The following is a 24749-nucleotide window of genomic DNA, read 5'->3' as shown; positions in this document are numbered from 1 at the left end:
ATTTGTTTTATTTTCAATTCCCTACTCCCTACTCCCCACTCCCTACTCCCCATTCTTGATAAATCTGCTTGATCTGCTGTGATTATTCATTGGTCATTTATCATTTGTTTTATTTTCAATTCCCTACTCCCTACTCCCCACTCCCTACTCCCCATTCCTGATAAATCTGCTTGATCTGCTTAATTGCTTCATCGGTGGCTTGCTCTGGTGTAATTTTATCAACGATCACTCTGTTAAGTGCTATACCCCAGACATTCTCATCTAAAACTCTACTATAAATGGGGTTTTGACTGATATAAAAATAACGAATTTTACCCTTAGTTATTGTTTTGGTAACAGTAGAAATGTGGGGATCGTTGGGGTTTGTCCAAAAATTATCTTGCCATACTGGTTGTAAAACCGGAGAATTACGTCCTCCAGCAGCTTTGAGATAGTTTTTCATCACTTGAGGTTGAACCAAATAGCGTAGAAACTCCTTGGCTAAAGCCTGGTTTTTAGATTCAGCTAAGACAACAGCTTGTTCGGCCATAGTTAAGTGTTGCATTGGTTGACCATTTGGTTTATTGGGAAATTCGATAATGCCTAGTTTGTTACGGTAAGTATCAGAATTTTGACGTACCGCCGCTGGAATTGAGGCGGTGGCGTTGGGAGTCATCACTATTAACCGATTAAGTAAACTACGATTATTATCTGGGTTAAGCCACTTTAACGCTTCTGGTGGTATGTATCCTTGTTGGTAAAATTTTTGATACCATTTTAATACTTTAATAATGCCTTGACGCACTTGGGGGTCATCAATTAGCAGTTGACCATTAGCACTAATAATCTTGACATCGTAAGCTTCTAAAATTTGTTCAAACAAGTAATAAGTATCACCAGCTTCTGAAGAGAGTGTCAAACCTAAACTATAAATTTTAGATTTTTGTTTGGCTCTTAAATCATCTTGAACTTTTTTCCAAAACTCCCAGAAAGCGTCCCATTCTTTGGGAATATCCTTGTCTGTGCGACCTACTTCTTTGAGTAAATCTCGCCAATAGTAAATGTGAATTGTCCCTTGATAAAGGGGAATAGCATAAAAGCTTCTTTTTTTAGCAACGTTGTTATAGAAGTTAACTGTTTTTAAGACATCTGATGAATAAAGATTCTTAACTGGCTCAATAATATCAGAAACATCTACTAGCTTATTTTCCCATGCTAGACGGGAATTAGGAGACCTTTCTGCTTTAAAGCTCATTACAATATCAGGCGGATTGCCAGCTTGTATGGCTCTGCGGATCTTTTCTCCTAGAGAGTCAGTAGTATAGAAAACAATCTTAATTTTATTATTAGTTTTTTGTTCCCAGTTACGTACAAGTTGCCGGAGAGCTTCATCTTCTTCGGGATTAAAACCTTTATCCCACCATATATTCAAAGTATTTGTCTGAGTTGCAACTTGGGCAACCGAGGTGAGTTGAGAATCAGGAGTTTGATTGCAAGCAACAATACTGAAAACAACCATCATACTGATAGTTGTAAATTTAAATAGGGAGTGGAGGGAAGAAAGTGGTTGTTTCATCTTTAGTCGGTGGCGTGTCGTCGGTGTTGTCTGCAAAGACTACACACGATCGCACCAAATATTCTTTACTCAAGTATAAACAGATTGCGATCGCAATCTCTTCTATTGGTGTTCTGTTTTACAGTCAAATTGCATCAGCTACCTTAACTTTACCTCTACGCAACAAAAAGGGAATGGTAGTTTCTGCCCATCCCCTAGCGAGTGACGCCGGAATTTTAATGTTAGCTAAGGGTGGAAATGCAGTTGATGCCGCAGTCGCTACTACCTTTGCAATCTCCGTGGTAGAACCTTTTTCAGCGGGGATAGGTGGTGGCGGTTTTTTGCTGATGTATTCGCAAAAAACTGGCGAAATCAAAACCCTAGATTTCCGCGAACGCGCACCCCTGAAAGCTACCAGAAATATGTATTTGGATGCCCAAGGTAAAGTGCGTCCCAATGCAAGTGTGGATGGTTATTTGGCAGTGGCAACACCAGGAACAGTAGCGGGAATGTATGAAGTCCATCGGCGTTATGGTAAGCTACCTTGGCAAGAGGTAATTAAACCTGCGATCGCTCTGGCTCAAGATGGCTTTATTCTCAGTTCTCAAGTAACTTGGCGCTCACTACCAGCCTACGAAAATCGCAAACAAACCATTCTCAACAATCCCGCAGCACGGGAAATTTTTACTCGTAACGGTGAATTCCTCAAACCTGGGGAAAAACTCGTGCAGCGTGATTTGGCGCGGACATTAACAGCAATTGCTCAAGATCCCCAAAGTTTTTACACCGGCAGTATAGCGCAGGCGATCGCCTCCGACATGACAAAAAATGGTGGCTTGTTGACTCTCGCAGATTTAAAAGCTTATAAACCAATCTGGCGTAACCCCGTTTGTGGAAATTTCCGCAAAGCTAAGATTTGTTCAATGCCACCACCCTCATCAGGAGGTGTTCATCTATTGCAGATTTTAAATATTATTGGTGACACTGATTTAAAATCTTGGGGATGGCATCACCCAGACGCTTTACATTTAATCATAGAAGCCATCAAAATTGCTTATGCCGACCGATCGCAATATTTAGGCGATCCCGATTTCGTCAAAGTTCCTGTACAAGAACTAATCAGTCCAGCATACGCTAAAAAGCGCCGTCAAGAAATAAGCATGGACGCGGCTAAACCTGCAAGCCAGATTAAACCAGGACTTGATAACTTGCAAAACATCCCCTTTAGGAGGACGCAAAGACAGGGAGACGCAAAGACGCAAAGAAAGATTTCGGAACGGAAAAATAGACTATTTCAGACTGAAGATGAAAAACCTACTCTTCAAAACTCTCCCCGCGTCTCCCCCTCACCGCGTCCCCGCGTCCCTATATTTCTCCGTTCCGCCTTAGAATCACCCGAAACTAGTCATTTAACAGTGATTGATGAACAACGCAACGCTGTAAGTCTGACTTTCACTATTAATCTTGGCTTTGGTGCTGCTGTAGTGACACCAAAAACAGGGATTGTACTTAACAATGAGATGGATGATTTTGCTGTTGCCCCTGGCGTTCCCAATGCTTTTGGTTTAGTAGGCAATCAAGCTAATGCGATCGCACCTCGCAAAACTCCTTTATCTAGTATGACTCCGACAATTGTGACGGAAAATAATCGCCTTCGGCTGGCGGTGGGCGCGCCTGGTGGAAGCACCATCATCACTCAAGTGTTGCAAGTGATTTTGCATGTATTGGAATACAACATGGATGTTGGTGCTGCGGTTTCTGTCCCACGCATACATCACCAGTGGCTTCCTGATGAGTTGCGCGTAGAATCTTGGGGGTTGGATGCTCTAACTGTGCAAGACTTACGCCGTCGGGGACATAAAATTAACCAAACTTCTCCTTGGGGTAATGTGAACGCGATCGCTGTTACAGCCGATGGTACTTTAGAAGGGGCTGCCGATCCTCGTGGTGAAGGCTACCCTAGAGGGTTATAAAAACAAGATTATTGATTTTTTTGGATTGTTGACTGTACAAAGTTGCTCACAAATTCGTTTGCTCGTGAGGTATGTACTAATGTCCATCCGGCTTTCAGTAGTTTTTGATAAGTTGCCCAACCTTTAGAACCGCCTGGTATTGGATAATCTGGGACTGCAAATTGTGGAAAACTAGTGTATGGACGCCAGGGTTGACCAGGTGCGCTTTGCAAATGGAGAACTTTTTCTCCATCGCTACCAAACTTAGATAACCAGCACATTTTTTGATGCATTACAAACTCCTTCTACTTTTATCTGTTAATGCATAATGACAGATTTTTGTCAAGTGTTGCCTCACCCTTGTGGGGTAATTTATTTTGCCTAGAGGACGAAGCACAGTACAATTCAGTACTATCAAGTTCAGGAGAATTACACAAAAATATTTACCCCTTAAGAAAGCTAATGCAGGGATACTAAAGATAAAAAAGTTCTCCTGCTCTTCCCTCAAGAGTAGGATTTCCCTAATGTTATCCGCAGTTTTTGTAATTGTATGTATCCATAAATACTATTTGTTTTGGGGAATGGGGAATTAGTGTTTGTTATTTCTCCCCCTGCCTCCCCTGCTCACATAGTCCTACTTGTCCTTTGTAAATACAAATGACAGTCTTAACCAAAAAATGTGCAACATGAGCGTATATTAGCTTAATTAACAAAAGTTAAAATTTCTCTCTACTACCTAACATTTGGATAATTTTTTCCACATTATCCAAATCTCCCACAATTCGCCGGACTGGTTGAGGCCACACTTTGACGAGGGTAGGAGTTGCAGAAACTTGATTGATTTCTGCTTGTTCTGGATGAGTTAAAACATCAATAATTTTTAGAGTATAAGGATGACCGAGCGATCGCTCCAAAAGTTCGTGTAGATTTTGAAGGATACGTTCAGTTGTGCCACTGTGCCCAGCAACAAACAAGCGGAGGACATAGCCAGCTGTTGTTGACTGTTCCTTTTGTGTAGCTATTGCTTGTTGATGATATCTTGGTGCTGCTTCCGAAAGATCCAAGCGTACAATTAAATCATGGTCTTCCCAGAGTTGCGGGAAAGAGGAGCGATAAGTTGCTAAAACCAAGCGATCGCACAGTCCATCTTGCCAAGGGGAAGCTTGCCATACTAGGTCTCCTGTGCCAAAAATCGCATTTAGCAAAGTCTGATGTCTAATTACCGCTGGATAAGCTTCCGCAAAAGTTCGCACTTGTTGACTACGCGGGTCTAACCAGTGGTCAATAGTCGCAGTATAACAAGGCACTAAAAAATGTGGTGGCTCTGATAAATCCAAGATTTCCTGCAAAGCAGTGCATAAATGCAAATGCCATCGACCTTGTTTACTAGGGTCAATACAGTAAATTAGATCTCCACCGGGCGTAAACAGAGCAATACCCTTGAATAATTCGGGTCGAGATAGTTTGTTTGTAGTCAAGATAGTTAATAGGATAGGGAGCTAAAAACAAAAAAAGTAAAAGATTCTATCTTTTACCTTTTACCTTAGCTATAACTCTCACCAGGACACAAAGAGATTTGGGAATTGGGACTGGGGACTGGGGACTGGGAAATTGGGAAATTGGGAATTGTTATTCGTCATCCCTTCGACTACTTCGACTACGCTCAGTACAAGTTCGCTCAGGGCAAGTTGTTATTGGTTGTTCCGTTACATAAGACCTATTCACAACTGTTCATAAGTAGACAAATCTGCTCATGATCTAGTTTGATGCTTACTTCCTCATTCATCCTGGTAGTGTCGGCACTCACCAGTCCAGAGGCGAAAACGGTCTAACTGACCGCTATATGTGTCGAAGTTATGGAGAAACTTCTAGGTGAGGCGCTGCTAACAATCCTCTGTCTATGGAACTTGCACTTCGCCTGTGGCACGTTTATCAAACGCCAGTCTAAGCTGGAAGGGTTATCCTCTGACGGCACGGTTGTTAACCGTTACTAATGCTAATATTCTAACATATTTTCTCCAATACCTACTCAAAATTGACTAGTTATGAACACAGATGTGTAGCAATTATGTTACAGTTTCCAACCCCGCGTCCCCGCATCCCCGCGTCCCCGCGTCTTCCTCATCCCCCATCCACTGAGCGAAGTCGAAGTGCGGCCCCTAAACCCGACCTCTGAGGAATTGCGCCATTTCGTTAGGAGTTGGTGACATTTCCAAAGCTGTTTCTTCGGTAATTCGACCTTCTTGATAAAGATTGAGCAATGACTGATTCATAGTAATCATGCCGTCAAAACTGGCTTGCTTCATCAATTCGGTAATTTCATCATACTTACCGTCCTTGATCCATTCTTTGATGGCTTCGGTGTTGATTAAAATATCGTGGAAAGCAGCCCGCTTACCATCGGTTGTGCGACACAAACCTTGAGCAATTACTGCCACCAACGACTCAGAAATCGCTACCCGCATCGCATCCTGTTCTGCACCAGAGTAAAGATTGAGTATCCGTTCAATCGTTTTCACGGCACTGTTGGTGTGTAGGGTTCCCATTACTAAGTGACCAGTCTGAGCAGCTTTTAAGGCGGTGTTCACTGTTTCTTTATCCCGCATTTCCCCCACCAGAATCAAGTCTGGATCTTCCCGCAAAGCTGCTTTCAAAGCGTTGTCAAACTTCCGGGTGTGCATCCCCACTTCCCGCTGTTTCACTAAAGACTTACGACTTTGATGGACAAACTCAACCGGGTCTTCAATAGTGATGATATGCTTAGCCATCTCTCTATTGATATAGTCAATCATCGCCGCCATGGTTGTAGATTTACCAGAACCAGTGGGCCCAGTCACCAAAATTAAACCTTTGTGGTAATGGCAAATATCACGAAAAATTGTGGGTAATCTCAACTGATCAATCGATAAGATTTTCAATGGAATCAACCGCAGTACCATTGAATAGCCTTTGAGGGAGTCAAAAACGTTAATCCGCACGCGCGCAAAGTCGTACTGAGTTGCACCGTCAAATTCTAGATTTTCTTGAAATCGTTGAATTTCTTCTTCATTCATGATTTCTCGCAACCAACCCAAAAAAATCTCTTTATCTGTTTCTGGATAATTTGTTGGTTGAATTTCTCCTCGGTTGCGGAAGCGCGGTATTTCACCCACCCCCAGGTGAACATCAGAATATCCTTGATCGTAAGCTTCCTTAATGATCTGTGCTAAGGTGAGTCCCGGTTTGGGCTGGACTGAACTAGGCATTGGCGGTGGAGTACCTGGACGATGCGCCCCAACAGGTGCAGAATTGCTCCTATCTCTTGGTATTGACATATCCAATGTTTGTGTAGACTGGCGCTGTGTACTTGCCATTGGTGGTGGCGGCATTGGTGGCAAGTTACGACCAGCAGCAGGGTTGGAATTAAGAGAAGGCTGTGATTCTGTCATATATCTTCAAATTTGGGAGGTAGAAAGTTGAATTAAAGAGAGTTCAGTCGATTTATTTCACAATTCCAGAGAATGCTTGCCTCAACGCCCTTAGAGAAAGTACAAGACCATTTGACCTCTGAAATCGTGGTGAATCTATTCATCTAATTTTGGGTGCTTTTTTTTACTTGGCTTTCATGATTTTGCAGCTTTAAAAAATTATTTTACTTATAAAGACTTGTTTAACACACTTAAGCTATTTAAAAGCTTCAGAAAATAAACTTAGTTATTAAGTATTATTTTATACTTAAAACAAAATATTAACACTCTCAACATTTAGATGAGAAGCTTCTCCTCAAACTGAATTCATGATTGCTAGCAATTAACAGCACAATAGGCAGTAGATCACATATTTAGCTCATCTATGAATTATGAGAGACATCGCTAATATTGATAAGAAATGTTAAGCGCTCTGAGAGGAAAGTGCCGGGGATCAAGCCGAGAGGTTTTGTGTTGTAGCTTATATGCCTCAAGACAGATGGCAAAAATCAGTCATACACATTAAGGCAAGCTCAACTTTACATTCATATTTACAAAAACTTAACTGTAAAGTTAAGTAAATAAATGCTCATTTTCCTGATTAGTTTCTATATACTGAATTTCTATTAAATAGTTCAGTTTACTCGCAAAAGCGAAGTAAAGTCGGAGTTAAACTTGCTGTGTAATTTTGGGAGGAAAAGTCATGGTTTCGGCTCAGAGCTCTAATCTAGGAAAGACGTACTCCTTGTTGATGATCAAAAGCTTTTTGATCTGGACTTTCACGTTGGCAGTATGCTTGTTGGTTGTCGGTTTCCCATTAGTGGTTTTGATGGCTACGGTCGGATGTCTGTTGTCGATTGTTTTGCAATCTGTAATGCCTGTTAGCGCTGTTTTGTTGGTAGCAGGTGGTTTAATAATGTTTAATATCATGGCGGTTGTAGTTGCTGCGGGTGTGCTAACTTTCAAAGGCGTTCATCCAAGCGAAATCAAATGGCTAAGCTGGCTACATGGGGAAGCAGATCAAATGCAGACCACTGTATATGCGGCTTGTCCTTTAACTTGTGAAATCAAAATGTAGTTTTCACTGCTAAATTCGACAAACAGTGCATCTGCCCGGTTCAGCCGGGTTTTTTCATGGGTATTTGTTGTTTGTCATTTGTCGTTTGTAAAGATTGACTAATGACTCTTAACCGTTGACCATTGACTAATGACTAATGACAACTTGCCCTGAGCGAAGTCGAATGGGATGACCAATGACTAATCAAAAAAGAGTTTATATTATTCTGGGTACTCGGCCGGAAGCAATTAAACTAGCACCGGTGATTCAAATCTTTCAAAATTCACCAAATTTTGAGTTAAAAGTAATTTTAACTGGACAACATCGAGAGATGGTTGAGCAAGTGATGCAATTGTTCAACATTAAGGCAGATCATGACTTAGAGATTATGCAGCCTCAGCAATCTTTGAGTGACATTACTTGTCGCAGTTTGCGAGGTTTAGAAGCGTTATTTCAACAAAAAAAGCCAGATTTAGTGATAGTGCAGGGAGACACGACTACAGCTTTTGCCGCAGCTTTGGCAGCGTTTTATCAAAAAATTCCTGTAGGTCATGTAGAAGCAGGACTGAGAACTGATGATATTTTGAATCCCTATCCAGAAGAAGCGAATCGACGGTTGATTTCTCAACTCACTCAGTTGCATTTTGCGCCAACGCCTTGGGCTTTTGAAAATTTGCAACGTTCTGGTGTTTTGGGTGAAATTCACATGACGGGTAATACAGTGATTGATGCGCTGTTAAACGTGGCTGCAAATCAACCAATCTGCGATGTACCAGGCTTAAATTGGGACTCATATCGTGTCTTACTCGCCACAGTTCATCGCCGCGAAAATTGGGGAGAACCACTGCAAGCGATCGCCCAAGGTTTTTTACAAATCTTAAACAAGTTTCCCGATACAGCATTACTGTTGCCATTACACCGCAATCCGACAGTGCGAGTTCCGTTGCAGAAACTTTTGGGTGATCATCCGCGCGTCTTCTTAACAGAACCTTTGGATTATGGTGAATTGGTGGGGGCGATTAGGCGATCGCATCTTTTACTTACCGACTCTGGTGGTTTACAGGAAGAAGCACCCAGCCTTGGTAAACCAGTGCTAGTTTTAAGAGACACCACAGAAAGACCAGAGGCTGTGACGGCGGGTACAGCTAAACTTGTGGGAACTACAACTGAGAAAATTTTTGCGACCACTAATGAATTACTCAGTAACCCCACCGCTTATGATGCAATGGCCAATGCAATTAATCCCTTTGGAGATGGCCATGCAGCAGAACGGATCTTACAAATTGTGCAAAATTATTTGGAACTTGGCTAAAGTTAATATTATCCATTTTTAATATTCACAGGAATCTTAATTACGAACTCCGCCCCTTGCCCTGGAGTTGAAATACAATTAATGTATCCACCATGTTTTTCAACTACGATTTGATAGCTGATTGATAAACCTATTCCAGTGCCTTTACCTACAGGTTTAGTAGTAAAAAAGGGATCAAATAACCTTGAACGTACTTCCTCTTTAATACCAGAACCATTATCAGCAATATTAATTACTATCCATTGATCATCGATGACTTCAGTACGAATACGAATTATTGGTAATGGAGAGTTATTTTTGTCTTCCTTACAACTAGTAAACCACGAGCTATGATGATTTTGTAATGCATCAATAGCATTAGCCAGAATATTCATAAATACTTGATTTAGTTGACTAGGATAGCATTCTATTAAAGGAATTTGACCGTATTCTTTGATAACTTTGATTGCTGGGTATTCATGAGTTGCTTGCATACGGTGTTCCAGAATCATTAAAGTACTATCGATGCCTTCATGAATATCTATATTTTTGATTTCTGCTTCATCCAAACGAGAAAAGCTTCGTAGTGATTTAACAATTTCACTAATCCGTTCTGTTCCCACTGTCATAGAATTTACTATTTTAATAAGGTCTTCAATTAAAAAATTGAGTTCTGCTTTTTTGATTAATTCTTGAATTTCTTGTGCGGGATTTGGATAGTATTCTTGATAAGCTTGTACTAAATTTAGCAGTGTTTGTGTATATTGTTGAAGATAAACAAGATTTCCATAAATAAAATTAACAGGGTTGTTAATTTCATGAGCAATACCGGCAACTAGTTGTCCCAAACTAGACATTTTTTCAGTATGAACTAGTTGAATTTGAGTCTTTTGCAGTTGGTCTAAAGTTTTTTTTAAGTAGGCGTTTGTTTGTTCCAGACGGTCGGATTGACTGATGGTTGATTGTTCGGAAACATCTAATAGCTGGGTTAGCGTTGCTATTTGTGAGTTGAGGCGTTGAAACAGATCATATTTATTTTTCAGAGTTGTAGCTTTTTTATTTACAACAGATTGATCATCATTTCTAAAAATTTTGGCACCTTCAAAACGTAGAATTGCCATTTTAATATTTAATGCTAACGGGCGCAACAATTCTACAACGTTGCGAGGAACTACTACCTTTAAGAACATGAGAATTACAAATGTATTGCCTGATGGTAATAATCCCCCAAAGCCAATTACAGATTTAATATTAAATGGAATGACGAAAGATTTTTGTGCAGGAATGTATGAACTACCCAAGGCATCAGGAACATAAAAAACGTTATACATCCGCTGTTCTAAATCAGTTAATAAATTTGGGTCAGGTCGTACTACAATACCGGAATTTAATCCTAATTGTTGGATAAGTTGAGATATCATGGGTATGCGGGCGATCGCTTCTTCATTCGCTAGTGGAATTGCCTTGTGTCCCTCAGATTTGTGGCGCGAATTCCATTCTAGTAATTCCCCAGCAGTTGCTAATAATAGCAAGCACTTGAGACTATCATCAGGTAAATGATTACCTAAAAGACCTCTTGCGTATTCTTGTAATTCCGCTGTTAACTCTCCATAGGAATGAGTTTTGAAAAAACGGACAAGTACACAAGAATTTTCACCAGATTGCTGATCAACTAAATTTTCATAAAGATATTGGATGATGTGATTACTAGCCTCTTCCATGCTGTTAGCTTTATCGCCTAAATGACGTAAAGCTAAACCACATTCTGACATATCTCTTAAAGTAAATTTTTGCAAGTCATACATGATACACATCTCCTCAATACGTCTTAGGGTAATGATGACGAAGTACACGCCTAATTAAAGGCACGTTGCTAACTTCTCGCAAAATATCAAAACCTCTAATTTTACGCTATTTCCGCATAGAACAGTTATATTCTATACAAATGCAAATTAGGAAGACTGAGGAGAAAGTCTTACCAAAGCTTCTTGAAATTAATCTTTGAGATGAATTTAAGTCACACCAATCTTATAGCAATTCAGGAAAATCCTGATACTAAACTGTTACTTCAGTCCCGCAGGGATTGCAAATCCCTGCCTCATAGCAAAAGTCCATTAAAAATGGACTAAATAATGGTACTCAACAAAGATGTATTTTTATGACTTTATTGGAGCAGATTCGTAAGGATTTAGGTGTTTAAAACCCAGTCACAGAGCCAGTTTCAAAATTGAGTTTCGCTTATTAACATACCTTTAGTCGCAATAAGGCACGAAAATATGGTCGTCACCCAATTCTTATTGAGAATATAAATTTGTGACTAATCCCCGCAAACCTTTATCAACAAAAGCTCGTAGAGATTTTGGTATGACCTGAATCCTTACGAATTATTAACGAGTTCCGTGGGTTTAAGTCCCCCGGTTCTATAATCGGTAAGTCTTGTGTTGGGGTCTGTCTTACAAAGTTGAGGCAGTGTGATCTTGGGGGTTTCACCCATGAACAACTGCCGTCAGATCGGAGGAAACCCCCTGGTGACTTTGCGCTAAATCCCCATTACAAAACTTAATTACGAATTACGTTAGCGTTAGCGTTAGCGTTAGCGAAGCGGTAGCGAGTCCTCGAGCGTCAGCGGTAGCGAGGTACGAGCGTCGCGTCATTACGAATTATTAACATCTGCAACACCACTAATTCTCAAAACATCACTCATTGTGGCACAGTAATTTAGCAGACCAAAACTAGCAGGATTGATGACATTTTCGTAGGTAAAATGGCGATAGTTCATGCAAAACCTACTCCAATCATCCATCTGAATCTGGAACACGGCAATAATTAAATTAGCCAAAGCTAAAGATATGGGAATGCGAAAGTAAATCTTTTTGCCTAGATAGGCGCAAACTTGTTCTAATGCTTGGTTTGCTGTTAATTCTGCTTGACCTAAAACTAATTGTCGTGGTTGATTTTCTTGGGGTGGATGGTCTATTAAATGTTGCACAACGGTGGCAATATCTTGTCCATGAATAAAGTGTAAACTGCCGTCTGCTTTTAAGAAGCGAATTAAATTAATATATTTTGTAACTTCTGAGATACCTGAAGAAACGTGAGAATAAGGTTTATTATGTTCACCACCTAAAACTAAAGTAGGAAAAACTTTAGTTATTTTGGGTGCGATCGCTAATTGCGACATTTTGAATAAACACTCATATTTGGAACGAATATAATCTATACCTAGTTCCCCGGCTTCTTTTAATGGTTGATTTTGGCGATTTAAAACGCTGGCAGTAGAGAAGTAAATTACTTGTTCACATCTATTGGGGTCTAGCAGATTCAGCAATTCTAGGGTTTTGGTGACGTTGATATTAAATGTCTCATCACCGCCCCAAGCTGTGGCTGTCAGGACTGCTGTATCGATGGTTTTGAGTAAATCGGCAAATTGGCTAATTTGTTGCATGTCGCCTTGCAAGACGTGAATACCTGGACGCGCTTGAGTATCGACTTGCAATTTGCTGGGATTTCTCACCAGTAGATACAGTTCGTGGTTTGTTTTTTGAATTAATGTTTCAGATATATAGTGACCGATGCAACCACTTGCACCAGTCACTAAGATGCGTTTTTGGTTCATGTTAGGTTTGGCGTTGCTGGGTGAATGGGTGTGTTTTTATCACGCAACAGACGCAGAGACGCAGAGAGTATGAGTTTATTTTGGGTCAAACGAGTGCATTAAGTTGTTTTGCTGTTTCAAAGAAGAAAGCGACATTTTCTTCTGGGGTTTCGGGGAGGACGCCGTGACCAAGGTTGAGGATGTGGCCCCAGTTGCCGGCTTTGCGAACGGTGTCGAGAATGCGATCGCGGATGAACTGTTTTGAACCAAATAGTACGCCTGGATCGAGATTTCCCTGCACTTTTACGTGTTTGCCTAATCTAGTTCTGGCATCTGCCATGTCTATTGTCCAGTCTACGGTGATGATGTCAGCACCGGATTTGGCCATTCTTTCTAAGACGCCGGCGCAACCGCTAACTAGCAGAATTAATGGTGTGTCGGGGTGGGTTTGCTTGACTTGCTCAAATACTCTTTGCTGATAGGGTAAAGCAAATGTATCGTAATCTTGGGGACTTAATTGACCTGCCCAAGAATCGAACATTTGTACAACTTGGGCACCGCTGTCAATTTGGTAGCGTGCGTAGTTGGCGATCGCATCTGCTAATTTTCCCAACAACTGATGGAGGATTGCTGGGTCTGAGAATGCCATGTTTTTGATGATGGAGTAGGTTTTGGAACCTTTTCCTTCGACAGCATAAGCTGCTAATGTCCATGGTGCGCCCACAAAGCCTAAAACTGTTGATTTATCGCCTACTTCTTGCCGCAACGCCTGCAAAATTGTTTTGATAAATGGTAGCGATGCTTCTGGGTCTAGGGGGTGTAGGTGATCAACTTGTGCTTGAGTGCGAATAGGCGAATCGATGATTGGCCCTTTACCTTCCGCAATGTCCATTTCAATGCCCAAGCCGGGCAATGGGGTAACAATGTCGGAAAATAAAATTACTCCGTCTGGCTGGAATGCTCTCCAAGGTTGCAGGGAAACTTCGATCGCTACTTCTGGAATTTCGGAGCGATCGCGAAATGAAGGATATTTCTCCCGCAAATCTCGATATGCTTTCATATATCGTCCCGCTTGTCGCATCATCCATACGGGGGGACGATCTACTACTTCACCGCGAGCAGCCCGCAACAGATGAGGAGCCGTTAAGGTAACGCCCATTTAACACTTCATCCTAAGTCATTTTTTATCCATTGTTTAGCTTATCATTCTGGGATTACGCTTTTTCAACAGCTTTGCGATCAAAACACTAATCAATTCTTTACTAAACTTTATATTTATGCAAACTGACTCTAACGATTCCTATGATGTTGTATCAACTAATAACGATTCTAAATTAAGTAAGTTTTTAATTCCGCGATCGCAGCGACGGCAATTCACTATCCAGTTTACCTGTTTGACTGTTCTCGGTTGGGTTGTAGGTGGACTTGTGAGTATAGCTTTGGAAAAAATTATTCTTGAAAGTTTGCTACCTACTATTGCTATCGAGCCGCAAACCGGGAAAACTTTGGTCAGATTTTTTGGTAATATTGTGTTTGCAGTGATTTTTGCGACTGATCAGGCGATCGTTCTCTATAAATATTTTTCCGGTTGGTTATGGATAGTTGCAACTAGCGCTGGTTGGCTAATTGCCACTAGCATCGCCACAGTTTGGATTGGTTATATTGCATCTGTTGCTGTCTCTTTGGGTGGAACTTTATCACCTGAAGCGATTTTTGTTTTGGGATTTTTATCAACCGTTGCCTATATTCTTTCGGGAGTTTGGCTAGGATTTTGCCAATGGTTAGTATTAAAACGACGCACAACAGGTGTTTGGTGGTGGAATTTTCTGCCTTCTATCTCTTTCTTTTTGATTAGCGTTTTGATGTGGTTACTTTCTTTTATCCAAAATTTAATTCCAGAAGCTAATCGTGCTTTAATACTACATTGGAGTGGACAAGGATTAACGGCTGTTATTTTAGGAATTACCCCGGCAATTGGTTTGTGCAGATTGAAAAGAATTCCCCAAGGCAAAACTAGAATTTCTGCAAACCATAGCAGTTCGCTTTGATTTTTGAACTTATTTGCGTAGGTAGGGAGTGGGGAGTGGGGAGTGGGGAGTAGGGCATCAACCTTTTCGAGTTTGGAGAACCTTAGAAAAACCTCCCTCTTTATTCGCTGTTAACCAGTTCCGTGGGTTTAAGTCCCCCGGTTCTATAATCGGCAAGTTTTGTGTTGGGGTGAAATCCCCATTACAAAACTTAATTACGTTAGCGTTAGCGTTAGCGTTAGCGTTAGCGAAGCGGTAGCGAGTCCTCAAGCGTCAGCGGTAGCGAGTCCTCGAGCGTCATTACAAATTACGAATTACGAATTATTTAAAGAGTTCCCTGTTCCCTGTATGTTGATGAATCTTGCACCAATGGTATTGTCTGAGGTGAAAGGTGTTTCTCTAACCAATCTTCCAAGTCGGCTAGTACCTGTTGATAATTGAGGTCGCTTTGAATCTCATGATAAGCTTCTGGATAATCGATTCGCAGCTTATCTGGATATGTAAGCTGTTGGTAAAAGATATCGCTGCCTTCAGGTAAAGCTACTCGGTCTGCACCACCATGGAGAATTAATAAGGGTAATTGCCAATCAGTAACATGGGTATTAATCCAAGCAACCGTGGCAAAGAATTCGGTTGCTAGACGGGCTGTAGCGCGGGTATGCCGCAGTGTATCTTGGGTATAGGCGGCTAAAACTTTCTCATCCCGTGAAGCGTTGGTGAGGTCGATACCAGTATTAAGGCTAAAACGTGGCCAAACCCGCGATAGTAGTTTCCCTATAAGTATGCGGATGGGTGGAACTCCAACTTCCCCTAAAGTTGGCGCTAAGGTAATTACACCCTGCAATCTAGGTGTTTGTTGCACATAGCGTAGTCCATAGTCTAAGACGATTACTGCACCTAAACTATGTCCTAAAAGAAAAATTGGGCATCCTGGTTGCTGAGTTTGAATTAATTGTAAAAAAGCTCGCAAGTCTTCTCGATACTCAGTCCAAGTATTAATATAACCTCGCTGTCCTGGCGATCGCCCATGACCACGCAATTCTAAACCATAGACAGCATATTTCTGAGGAATTAAATGTTGAATTATATTACCGTAGCGATCGCTGTGTCCTCCAAGTCCATGCACAATGACTAAAATCGCCCGTATTTTATCCTCTGGACACCAGCTTTGATAATACAGATTGAGTTTACCAAAACCCTCGAATGTGCCCTCATTGTGATGAATCATAAGGTTATTTGTTGTTTCTGATATCTATTAAACGCAAATAATTTCATGAATCAAGTCAGATTCCTATGTGAGTCATTCAATAGTATGCCATTAAGAATTATGATTTATTTATGAATTCAAGAGGGTTTTATCAACAGTTCTTCTAGTGAATCTGTTCCGGAAGACCGAGCTGATGGAGTAACTTCCCAGATTCATACACAAGAAAAAACAGCCAATGTGTCATCCATCCATCAGCACAAAGGCATAACGCAAGCCGAAACCTTGCCACCTCCAACGGCTGCTAGCATCAAGCGGGTAAAAGAGGGTATAGCGGCGGCTGGCGATCGCGCTGTTCGCGATACAATTGCAGAAACTCTTAATCGGCTGGAAGAAATTAATCACGAACATCCAGAACCTAGAGGTAAATCTTGGCTGCGTCGCTTGGTGATGCGATTTTTTATCCATACTCTTTTCCAGGTACGAGTCGAACACTCACAAAGAGTCGCTAATCAAGCATCAATCCTGGCTGTTAATCATCTCCATCATATCGATCCATTGGTCTTGCTGGCAGATTTACCCACACAGCCTTACTATTACATTTTAGGCGACGCCCGCACCTTATATAACAAGTGGTGGAAACGTTTCATTCTTAATTTTGCTGGAGGCGTCATTCCTTTAGTGCGGGTGTGGAAAGAAGAACTCGCCGTCATCACAGCAGCTCAAGCTGGACAGCAAGACCTTGTAGAATTAGCTACAGCTATTGAACAGAACGTACCCACAGGGGAAAATATACACACATTACGACAAATAGAGCGGATCGTTCTAGGAATTTTGACTCGTGGTGATGGAATGGTTCTCTTTCCTGAAGGACGATTAGGAACTACAGAGGGTAAACTGCATCTCCCTTTGAAGCGAGGGATTGTCATTTACGCCCTGCGAGCTGGAGTACCAATCATACCCATATCATTAATTGGGACACATGATTTATATCTGAGGAAAAAATTAACAATTCGATTTGGTGAACCCTTACACTTTCCACCAACAACTAGACCAAAGCGACAGGAAATAGACGAAGCCTTAGAAGCTTTACAAGATGCCATGCTAGCTCTATTACCCACAGACTATCAAGAACCTGAAGGGCCAAAACTATTTCGTTATTTTCTCAATCATATGTTTTGGTAGGTTGTCATTTGTCATTTGTTATTCACCGCGTCCCCCGCTCACTGAGCGAAGTCGAAGTGCGTCTCCCTCATCCTCCTCATCCCCCGGTTGGTGAGTTTCGGCTTTGCGGTAATCGAGCGAAGTCGAGATTCAACTACTGCGGAGTCAAACCACATCTCCCCGAGTCCCCATTCCATCACGTCTCTAAAAAGTTCGTAACTTTAAAATTGGATGTTCCCTCCCAGCAGTGGTTTAAAAATGCGCTTACTTGAGCATCTACTGCATCATCTGATTCTCTGGATGCATTAAACTGAACTGCTGTCACGATGTACTCAAAAATAATTACAAACTGTCTCTGGGGTGAAATCCTCTCGACAACGATTGTCTCACCTACTCTCGGAATTTGAGGTAAATTCACCACGAATGTCTCAATCTTAGGTTTATCTAATGGATTTTTGAAATTGAAATATTTACAATAAACAAGAATTTTCACGCAGAAAACCACCAATAGCATTTAACAATACAAAGCAGCTTAATTATCACTCCATAGGCGTTGCAATAATTGGAAAATCTTGACAAATCTTTCTTCCAGCCAGAGCATAACATAATCTAGCCATTCTAAAATTCGCTCTAGTGGATGCTTGTCATAACCCATTGACATTGCTTTAGTTTCTATCCAATCTGGCTTTGACTCGATTTGAGTGTTTTGATGCAGTTGCTGAGAAATTTCTCCTTGAGTTTGCTGCAAAGAAGTAATTTTTGTGGATGTTTTTTGAGTTGAGGTGAGACCACGACTTGGTTTTTGCTTTTGCACTAACCTAGAACGGGTTCTAGGTTGTGAGATATCTTCTAAAGTATGCACTAGAGTTGGGCTTACTCTTTGAGATGATGTGATTAATTTGTCAATATTTGTGTCTGATTCACCAAATAAATCATCTAACTGAAGCCAAGAATCTGCTACTAGGTTGTGATTTTGTGACTGATAGTTTTTGAGTAAAACGTGAGGTTTACTTGGTAGTTTTTGTTCTGGGCTGACACCAAAAAAATAATTAAGTGCTGCTTCGATTAAGGCTTGAAAATCTAGCACGTGGGTTTCTAAATTATCAGTATTGACTGCAATTTCTCCTTTATTGGCTAACTTTTTTTTACCATAAAGGAATATATTTAGCTGAGTTTGGGCAATTTGGACAATTTGTTGACTACCCTGTTGCACGGGGATTATGGCGTTTGATTCTAATTTAGCAACAGCTATATCTAAGAATGATAATAATTGATATTTGAGATTATTTGCAGCGATCGCTTCTTGATTTAAGCTCGATGTTTTGGTTAAACTCCCATCAGTCAGTTTTGCTAATAAACGGTCGATTTCTGGCAATAATTCCCTCTGTTTTCTAGCTTGAGATAATTGCCAAGAATGCCAGTAGTTAGCAACTTCACTAATAATTCTGTCGGTTAATTGTGCCTGCTGCTGGGGTGTTAAAATATCTAGAGTTTCGTTATTGGTACTAACAAGTACCAAATTACGGTTTACTAAGTTGGAAGCAATTCCTCGCACCCATGGCAGATAATGATTAAGACTCTCTGCTGAATTGTCTAGAACTGTTAAGGATTGAGGAATATTAGTGTTATTTGCTAAACTTTGGTTTTGGTGAAAAAATTTCTGCCTCCAAGACCCCAAAAATATCAAGGGCTGAAAGGGTTCAGATGTAATATCAGCAGTATCATCTTTCACAGATGGTAAATTGTTGACTGCTTCTAGTACACGTTGAATCGGAGTATCGGTATCATTTGGTTGTAACTGTGGTCTAGATTGTGGTTCTGTGGTGTGCAACGTTTTCCCTGATGTTTCAGTTAAATGAAACAATACATATACTGGGTAAAGTAGTGCTTCCACACTCCATTTAGTAGCTACTTGCAAACGCCGGAAGGTGTGTCCCCACTGTTGTGTCAACCGCCGAGATTGCTGATTGACAAAGTTAAATAATCTGCTTTGATAACGACTAGAGGAGCCAAAAGACATGGTAGTGATTTGTGAGTTTGAGCCTTATTGAATTGCGAGACTCCCGTATTCAAATTACATCTGCGCGTTTTTGCGTCTCCGCTTCCCCACGTTTTTCTAGCAATTTGAACTATGTAACTTAAAATCGCATCAGCTTGGCTGATAACTGATACTTCGACTACGCTCAGTATAAGTTCGCTCAAGGCAAGTCGCTCAGTACAATTAACTGATAACTGATAACTGATAACTGTTACAAGTGCCATTATCTTAGCGGAAATATGACCCTTTCTGTATCTCAATCCCATACCAAATTGATCTTAGAGGCAATTGAGCAATTACGCTCTTACTGTCAAGCAAATATCCAGTCTAATTGGTTGTATCAGGAATCTGACCGAGTAATTACTGATATTGCCGCATTTGATTTGTCTGATTGGCAACCTGTTCAACTAAATGCGAAGGAACATGTTGCTTGGACGGGAGGGAAAAAAGTTTTGTGGCTGGCACAAAGGTTGGTGGTTCCCGAAGATATGCAGGGTTACGCTTTGGCGGGGTTGTCTTTGCGGTTGGCTTTGGTTTGGTGGGCGGATGCTGCGTCCGTATATGTGAATGGAGAGTTGGTACAGGCGGGAGATTTATTTGATTGTTCGCCTAGAGTGCTTCTCAGTCGTGGGGTGACTCCAGGGGAAGAGTTTGTTGTAGCTTTGCGGTTAGTAAGTCCGGGACATTGTGATGGTGCTTTGGTGCGATCGCTTTTAGTATATGAATCTAATAATGATCATAGTCCTGATCCAGGGTTTGTGGCTGATGAGTTGGCGGTGATGCAGCTTTTTTTGGAGAGGTTTGCACCACAGAAGTTGGCTGTGTTGGCAGAGGTGGTGGAAGAGGTGACGAACCGCAAAGGCACAGAGAACACTAAGGAACAGAGGGTAGAGTGGTTTTTGTTTCTGCGTCGGCGTTTAATAGAGTCTAAGATTTACGAGTTAAAATCTCAGGTTTATTTGTTGGGTCATGCTCATTTGGATTTAGCATGGTTGTGGCCTGTGGATGAAACTTGGAAGGCGACGCAAAGTACTTTTGAGTCGGCTTTGAAGTTGCAGGCAGATTTTCCAGAGTTGATTTTTTGTCATTCGACTCCGGCGCTTTATGCATGGGTTGAGGAAAATCGCCCAGATTTGTTTGAGGCTATTCAAGCGATGGTGGCTGCTGGGCGTTGGGAAGTTGTGGGTGGTTTCTGGGTTGAACCTGATCTCAATTTGATTGGTGGTGAGTCAATTGTGCGTCAGTTGTTGTATGGTCAGCGGTATGTGCAACAGAAGTTCGGTAAGCTGGCGACTGTGGTTTGGGTGCCGGATAGTTTTGGTTTTTGTGCAACTTTGCCGCAGTTTTTTGTGAATGCGGGAATAGAACATTTTGTGACGCAGAAGTTGCGCTGGAATGATACTACTAAGTTTGATTATGGGGCTTTTTGGTGGCGATCGCCTGATGGTAGTGAAGTTTTTAGTTTGATGTCTGCACTCATTGGTGAAGGTATTGACCCAGTTAAGATGGCATCATATGTTTGTGAATGGCAAGCTCAAACAGGTCTACAAGATGCTCTCTGGCTACCTGGTGTTGGCGACCACGGCGGCGGCCCCACCCGCGATATGCTAGAAACTGCCCAACGCTGGCAAAGTTCTCCTCTGTTCCCAACTCTAGAATTTATCACCGCTGAAAATTACTTACAACAGATCAAGTCAACCCTCAAAGAAGACGCGGGGACGCGGGGAGTGGGGGACGCGGAGAATTTTTTCCTCACTCCCCGGTTGGTGAGCGGAGTCGAACCAAATCCCCCGGTTGGTGAGCGGAGTCGTTCGACGAAGTCGTTCCCGCAGGGTACCACATCCCTTCCCCTCTTCCCCACATGGAATGACGAACTTTACTTAGAGTTCCATCGTGGTTGTTACACTACTCACGCAGATCAGAAACGCTGGAATCGGCGTTGTGAGGATTTGTTGTATCAAGCTGAATTATTTGCTACTTTGGCGACTGTTAGCTGTGGTGTGAAATATCCCCAAGCGGAAATAGAAACGGCTTGGAAGCAGGTATTATTTCACCAGTTTCATGATATACTACCAGGCACTTCGATTACTCAAGTTTATTTGGATGCGTTACCCCAATGGCAGCAAGTTGAACAGGTAGGAACTAGGATATTACAAGAATCACTGCAAGCGATCGCATCCCAAACCGCTTTACCCTCACCCCCTCATCCTGAAGCTAAAGCCATATTCGTCTTCAATTCTCTCAATTGGGAACGTTCTGAGGTAGTCTCTATCTCCTTACCCGCATCAGCAACAGCCAACCAAGCATGGCAAGTTTACGACCTTTTTGAACAACAGCTTGTCTCTCAATTATCTGAACCATCAACACTACTATTTCTCGCAACCAACATCCCACCCATAGGCTACCGCGTATTCTGGCTTTACCCCTCCCCCAAAGAGGACGCGGAGAATTTATTGCAAACACTCTCCCTTACTCCCTCATCCCCCTCATCCCTCCCCCCAGATTGGATTTTAGAAAATGAATTTCTCCGAGTTGATGTCAATCCTGATACAGGAGATTTGGCTAGTGTTTTTGACAAAGTTAATCAACGAGAAGTTTTAAGTGGTGCGGGGAATCAACTACAAGCTTTTAAAGACAGTGGGCAATACTGGGATGCTTGGAATATAGATCCTAATTATGCTCAGCATCCTTTACCCCTAGCACGGCTTCAATCAATTCAATGGCTAGAACATGGCCCAGTTCAAAGCCGTGTACGCGTGGTGCGTCAGTTGGGAGAATCGGAATTTCGCCAAGACTACATTCTGCAAACTGGTTCACCTTTGTTAAAAATTGTAAACACTGTCAATTGGCAAGAAAATCAGGTTTTGGTAAAAGCTGCTTTTCCTTTAAACGTTGAAGCAGACTTTGCTACTTATGAGATACCATGTGCTGCTATTCGCCGTCCAACTCAACCAAAAACCCCAGCAGAACAAGCAAAGTGGGAAGTCCCAGCCTTACGTTGGGCAGATTTAACTGGGGATAATTACGGTGTGAGTTTGTTAAATGATTGTAAATATGGCTACGATAGTCAAGCAAATCAGCTTCGCCTCACACTACTACGCAGTCCTAATTGGCCAGACCCAGAAGCTGACCGAGGGCAGCATGAATTCACCTATGCTTTGTATCCTCACGCAAGTAGTTGGGAATCAGCCCATACGGTACGGCGTGGGTATGAAATAAATATACCATTGCAAGTGGTTATAAATTTACCCAGTACTCAGCATGTACGTCCCACTACACCCCGCTACGCTAACAGCACACCTGATAAGGTAAGCTTCCTAAATTTATCGGCTGAAAACCTCATCTTAATGGCGTTGAAGCCAGCAGAAGATAACCCACAGCAGCTAATTATGCGGTGTTACGAGTGCCACGGAGAGACAGCCGAGTTATGTTTGCACAGTGACTTAGGCTTGAATCTGCAAAATACGGTAGATTTGTTAGAGCATTCCTCTGCCATCACTGAACTCTCATGTACTAAACAAAACTTGACAATTCAGCCGTGGAAAATCGTTAGTTGGGAATTGGGAATGGGGAATTGGAAGACGCAAAGACGCAAAGACGCGGAGACGCGGTGAATAACAAATGACAAATGACCAATGACCAAATTAATTTCTCGGATGCAAGCGGTACAGTCGCCAATTATTCCGGTGGTTGGGGAACTGATTAAAAACTCTCCTGGAACTATCTCTTTAGGTCAAGGTGTAGTTTCATACAACCCACCACCGGAAGCGATCGCTCTTTTACCTAAGTTCTTAGCTGAGCCAACAAATAATTTATACAAAGCAGTTGAGGGAATTCCACCGTTATTGGCAGCACTGACAGCAAAATTATCCACCTTTAACGGTATTGAAATTAACAGCGAAAACTGCATTGTGGTGACGGCAGGAAGCAATATGGCGTTTATGAACGCTATTTTGGCAATCACTACCGTAGGTGACGAAGTTATTTTAAATACACCCTATTATTTCAACCACGAAATGGCAATCACCATGGCGGGTTGTCGTCCGGTATTGGTGGAGACGGATGAAAGTTACCAACTACGTCCGGAGGCAATAGCTCAAGCAATTACCCCTAAAACAAAGGCTGTGGTGACAATTTCACCCAATAATCCAACAGGAGTTGTTTATTCTGAGTCTGTATTACGGCAAGTAAATCAAATCTGTAGCGATCGCGGTATTTACCACATTAGCGATGAAGCCTATGAATACTTTACCTATAATGGGGTCAAACATGTTTCTCCAAGTAGATTTACTGATAGTAACAAGTATACTATTTCTCTCTATAGCCTTTCCAAAGCTTACGGTTTTGCCAGTTGGCGCATCGGCTACATGGTGATTCCCCAGCACTTACTTGTGGCTGTCAAAAAAGTTCAGGATACGATTTTGATTTGTCCACCAGTGGTATCGCAATATGCAGCTTTAGGGGCATTGCAAGCTCAAGACGCCTATTTAAGGGATAATATTGGAGCGATCGCTGAAGTTCGTCAAATAGTACTCGACTCTCTCAACCATTTACATGATTTATCTAGCATTACCCCCGCCAATGGTGCTTTCTATTTTTTCCTCAAAGTTAACACCCAGATGAATGCTTTTGAACTAGTTAAAAGACTCATTCAAGAATATAAAGTAGCAGTCATTCCAGGTACAACATTTGGTATGGATGATGGGTGCTATTTACGCATTGCTTATGGTGCGCTGCAAAAAGAGACAGCAAAAGCAGGTATAGATAGATTAGTTGAAGGTTTGCATAATATAGGAATCTGACTTGATTTATGAAAATTTTTGTGTAGGTAGGGAGTAGAGAGTGGAAAATCAACTTTTTTCAAGTGTACGAAGTTTTTTCAAAAATCAAATAGAAGTTTTGCATACAGCAGATTAAAGATTAATGCTAATTATTCATCAGTTAATCGAAATCGAAACTAACCAAGGAATTAATATTCAGAATATCACTCCCCAAATTCAAGATTTTATTGCCTCAACATCTATAAAAAATGGTCAAATTTTAGTATTTTCTCTTCATACCACAACAGCTTTAGCTATTAACGAAAATGAAACTAGATTATTGCAAGATGTGAAAGTATTCTTACAAAAATTAGCACCTGAATCAGAGTGCTACTTGCATAATGATCTACATTTGAGAGATGTTCCTGAAGACGAACCCATGAATGCTCACTCTCACTTGATGGCAATGATGTTAAGTACAAGTGAGGTAATTCCTGTTGTGGATGGTAAATTAGCTTTGGGAACTTGGCAATCTGTATTATTTTTTGAGTTAGATGGGCCTCGTAAAAGAACTGTGTTCTTACAAATTTCTGGCGAATATTAAATAATTCGTAATTCGTAATTCGTAATTCGTAATTCGTAATGACGCGACGCTCCTGTGTCGCTAACGCTATCGAGGAC

The 24749-nt window shown here is 41.5% G+C and carries 18 protein-coding genes; 9 read left to right on the top strand and 9 right to left on the bottom strand.

Going from position 1 to position 24749, the window contains the following annotated elements; all coding sequences use genetic code 11:
- Positions 1–130 precede the first annotated feature (130 nt).
- Positions 131–1555 (bottom strand): ABC transporter substrate-binding protein, encoded by a 1425-nt coding sequence (locus AC5JMF_RS15970; RefSeq protein WP_495796714.1) that lies wholly within the window; start codon positions 1553–1555, stop codon positions 131–133.
- Positions 1556–1638: 83 nt separating this feature from the next.
- Here AC5JMF_RS15970 and ggt point away from each other — a divergent pair, with 83 nt between their 5' ends.
- The gene (ggt, locus tag AC5JMF_RS15965; protein ID WP_495796716.1) at positions 1639–3507 is read left to right on the top strand and encodes a gamma-glutamyltransferase; all 1869 of its coding nucleotides are present in this window, start codon (positions 1639–1641) and stop codon (positions 3505–3507) included.
- A gap of 8 nt (positions 3508–3515) precedes the next feature.
- Here the strand turns inward: ggt and AC5JMF_RS15960 are convergent, their stop codons facing one another.
- The gene (locus AC5JMF_RS15960) at positions 3516–3779 is read right to left on the bottom strand and encodes a hypothetical protein (protein ID WP_495796713.1); all 264 of its coding nucleotides are present in this window, start codon (positions 3777–3779) and stop codon (positions 3516–3518) included.
- A 423-nt stretch (positions 3780–4202) separates the two neighbouring features.
- Entirely contained in the window at positions 4203–4964 is a 762-nt protein-coding gene (locus AC5JMF_RS15955; RefSeq protein ID WP_495796712.1) for a circadian clock KaiB family protein, read from the bottom strand.
- A gap of 378 nt (positions 4965–5342) precedes the next feature.
- Between AC5JMF_RS15955 and AC5JMF_RS15950 the strand changes: the two genes are divergently transcribed.
- A complete protein-coding gene (locus AC5JMF_RS15950; protein ID WP_495794504.1) occupies positions 5343–5480 on the top strand; it encodes a hypothetical protein in 138 nt (45 codons plus the stop codon).
- 165 nt (positions 5481–5645) lie between these two features.
- On the opposite strand, the gene AC5JMF_RS15945 is transcribed toward AC5JMF_RS15950, so the two are convergent.
- Positions 5646–6914 carry a type IV pilus twitching motility protein PilT gene (locus AC5JMF_RS15945; protein ID WP_495796711.1) on the bottom strand — a complete coding sequence of 423 codons (1269 nt, stop codon included), beginning with the start codon at positions 6912–6914 and terminating at the stop codon, positions 5646–5648.
- Positions 6915–7635: 721 nt separating this feature from the next.
- On the opposite strand from AC5JMF_RS15945, the gene AC5JMF_RS15940 reads away from it, so the two are divergent.
- Together AC5JMF_RS15940 and wecB are read left to right on the top strand one after the other, a co-directional pair.
- On the top strand, positions 7636–8010 hold the full coding sequence (locus tag AC5JMF_RS15940; RefSeq protein ID WP_495796710.1) for a hypothetical protein: 375 nt from the start codon (positions 7636–7638) through the stop codon (positions 8008–8010).
- Positions 8011–8185: 175 nt separating this feature from the next.
- The gene (gene wecB / locus AC5JMF_RS15935) at positions 8186–9301 is read left to right on the top strand and encodes a non-hydrolyzing UDP-N-acetylglucosamine 2-epimerase (protein WP_495796709.1); all 1116 of its coding nucleotides are present in this window, start codon (positions 8186–8188) and stop codon (positions 9299–9301) included.
- Positions 9302–9309: 8 nt separating this feature from the next.
- On the opposite strand, the gene AC5JMF_RS15930 is transcribed toward wecB, so the two are convergent.
- The 3 genes from AC5JMF_RS15930 to hemE form a co-directional block, all read right to left on the bottom strand.
- Positions 9310–11085, bottom strand: coding sequence for a sensor histidine kinase (locus tag AC5JMF_RS15930; RefSeq protein WP_495796708.1), 1776 nt, complete (start codon positions 11083–11085; stop codon positions 9310–9312).
- Positions 11086–11933: 848 nt separating this feature from the next.
- A complete protein-coding gene (locus tag AC5JMF_RS15925) occupies positions 11934–12896 on the bottom strand; it encodes an NAD-dependent epimerase/dehydratase family protein (protein WP_495796707.1) in 963 nt (320 codons plus the stop codon).
- Positions 12897–12981: 85 nt separating this feature from the next.
- Positions 12982–14034 carry a uroporphyrinogen decarboxylase gene (hemE, locus tag AC5JMF_RS15920; RefSeq protein WP_495796706.1) on the bottom strand — a complete coding sequence of 351 codons (1053 nt, stop codon included), beginning with the start codon at positions 14032–14034 and terminating at the stop codon, positions 12982–12984.
- A 118-nt stretch (positions 14035–14152) separates the two neighbouring features.
- Here hemE and AC5JMF_RS15915 point away from each other — a divergent pair, with 118 nt between their 5' ends.
- Entirely contained in the window at positions 14153–14923 is a 771-nt protein-coding gene (locus AC5JMF_RS15915) for a hypothetical protein (protein ID WP_495796705.1), read from the top strand.
- A gap of 304 nt (positions 14924–15227) precedes the next feature.
- Here AC5JMF_RS15915 and AC5JMF_RS15910 read toward each other — a convergent pair whose 3' ends face one another.
- The gene (locus AC5JMF_RS15910; RefSeq protein WP_495796704.1) at positions 15228–16130 is read right to left on the bottom strand and encodes an alpha/beta hydrolase; all 903 of its coding nucleotides are present in this window, start codon (positions 16128–16130) and stop codon (positions 15228–15230) included.
- Positions 16131–16346: 216 nt separating this feature from the next.
- Here AC5JMF_RS15910 and AC5JMF_RS15905 point away from each other — a divergent pair, with 216 nt between their 5' ends.
- Complete coding sequence (locus tag AC5JMF_RS15905; protein WP_495796703.1) at positions 16347–17291, top strand: lysophospholipid acyltransferase family protein; 945 nt, start codon at positions 16347–16349, stop codon at positions 17289–17291.
- A 511-nt stretch (positions 17292–17802) separates the two neighbouring features.
- Here the strand turns inward: AC5JMF_RS15905 and AC5JMF_RS15900 are convergent.
- Positions 17803–19290 (bottom strand): hypothetical protein, encoded by a 1488-nt coding sequence (locus AC5JMF_RS15900; RefSeq protein ID WP_495796702.1) that lies wholly within the window; start codon positions 19288–19290, stop codon positions 17803–17805.
- Between the two features lie 257 nt (positions 19291–19547).
- Here AC5JMF_RS15900 and AC5JMF_RS15895 point away from each other — a divergent pair, with 257 nt between their 5' ends.
- The 3 genes from AC5JMF_RS15895 to AC5JMF_RS15885 all read left to right on the top strand — a co-directional run bounded on the left by AC5JMF_RS15895 (position 19548) and on the right by AC5JMF_RS15885 (position 24672).
- Positions 19548–22922 carry an alpha-mannosidase gene (locus AC5JMF_RS15895; protein ID WP_495796701.1) on the top strand — a complete coding sequence of 1125 codons (3375 nt, stop codon included), beginning with the start codon at positions 19548–19550 and terminating at the stop codon, positions 22920–22922.
- A 21-nt stretch (positions 22923–22943) separates the two neighbouring features.
- Positions 22944–24110 (top strand): pyridoxal phosphate-dependent aminotransferase, encoded by a 1167-nt coding sequence (locus AC5JMF_RS15890; RefSeq protein WP_495796700.1) that lies wholly within the window; start codon positions 22944–22946, stop codon positions 24108–24110.
- 121 nt (positions 24111–24231) lie between these two features.
- Entirely contained in the window at positions 24232–24672 is a 441-nt protein-coding gene (locus AC5JMF_RS15885; protein ID WP_495796699.1) for a secondary thiamine-phosphate synthase enzyme YjbQ, read from the top strand.
- The last annotated feature ends 77 nt before the right edge of the window (positions 24673–24749 follow it).

The sequence above is a fragment of the Desmonostoc vinosum genome, assembly GCF_059505385.1.
The sequence above is the reverse complement of the archived record's forward strand: the minus strand, read 5'-3'. Positions and strand labels throughout refer to the sequence as shown.

What these genes read in the sequence shown, in the direction of transcription:
- AC5JMF_RS15900 (WP_495796702.1), bottom strand. Translation starts at nt 19,290, where the DNA reads ATGTCTTTTGGCTCCTCTAGTCGTTATCAAAGCAGATTATTTAACTTT.
- AC5JMF_RS15915 (WP_495796705.1), top strand. Translation starts at nt 14,153, where the DNA reads ATGCAAACTGACTCTAACGATTCCTATGATGTTGTATCAACTAATAAC.
- AC5JMF_RS15960 (WP_495796713.1), bottom strand. Translation starts at nt 3,779, where the DNA reads ATGCATCAAAAAATGTGCTGGTTATCTAAGTTTGGTAGCGATGGAGAA.
- hemE (WP_495796706.1), bottom strand. Translation starts at nt 14,034, where the DNA reads ATGGGCGTTACCTTAACGGCTCCTCATCTGTTGCGGGCTGCTCGCGGT.
- AC5JMF_RS15910 (WP_495796704.1), bottom strand. Translation starts at nt 16,130, where the DNA reads ATGATTCATCACAATGAGGGCACATTCGAGGGTTTTGGTAAACTCAAT.
- AC5JMF_RS15940 (WP_495796710.1), top strand. Translation starts at nt 7,636, where the DNA reads ATGGTTTCGGCTCAGAGCTCTAATCTAGGAAAGACGTACTCCTTGTTG.
- AC5JMF_RS15925 (WP_495796707.1), bottom strand. Translation starts at nt 12,896, where the DNA reads ATGAACCAAAAACGCATCTTAGTGACTGGTGCAAGTGGTTGCATCGGT.
- AC5JMF_RS15930 (WP_495796708.1), bottom strand. Translation starts at nt 11,085, where the DNA reads ATGTATGACTTGCAAAAATTTACTTTAAGAGATATGTCAGAATGTGGT.
- AC5JMF_RS15885 (WP_495796699.1), top strand. Translation starts at nt 24,232, where the DNA reads ATGCTAATTATTCATCAGTTAATCGAAATCGAAACTAACCAAGGAATT.
- AC5JMF_RS15945 (WP_495796711.1), bottom strand. Translation starts at nt 6,914, where the DNA reads ATGACAGAATCACAGCCTTCTCTTAATTCCAACCCTGCTGCTGGTCGT.
- AC5JMF_RS15890 (WP_495796700.1), top strand. Translation starts at nt 22,944, where the DNA reads ATGACCAAATTAATTTCTCGGATGCAAGCGGTACAGTCGCCAATTATT.
- AC5JMF_RS15895 (WP_495796701.1), top strand. Translation starts at nt 19,548, where the DNA reads ATGACCCTTTCTGTATCTCAATCCCATACCAAATTGATCTTAGAGGCA.
- AC5JMF_RS15970 (WP_495796714.1), bottom strand. Translation starts at nt 1,555, where the DNA reads ATGAAACAACCACTTTCTTCCCTCCACTCCCTATTTAAATTTACAACT.
- wecB (WP_495796709.1), top strand. Translation starts at nt 8,186, where the DNA reads ATGACTAATCAAAAAAGAGTTTATATTATTCTGGGTACTCGGCCGGAA.
- AC5JMF_RS15950 (WP_495794504.1), top strand. Translation starts at nt 5,343, where the DNA reads ATGGAGAAACTTCTAGGTGAGGCGCTGCTAACAATCCTCTGTCTATGG.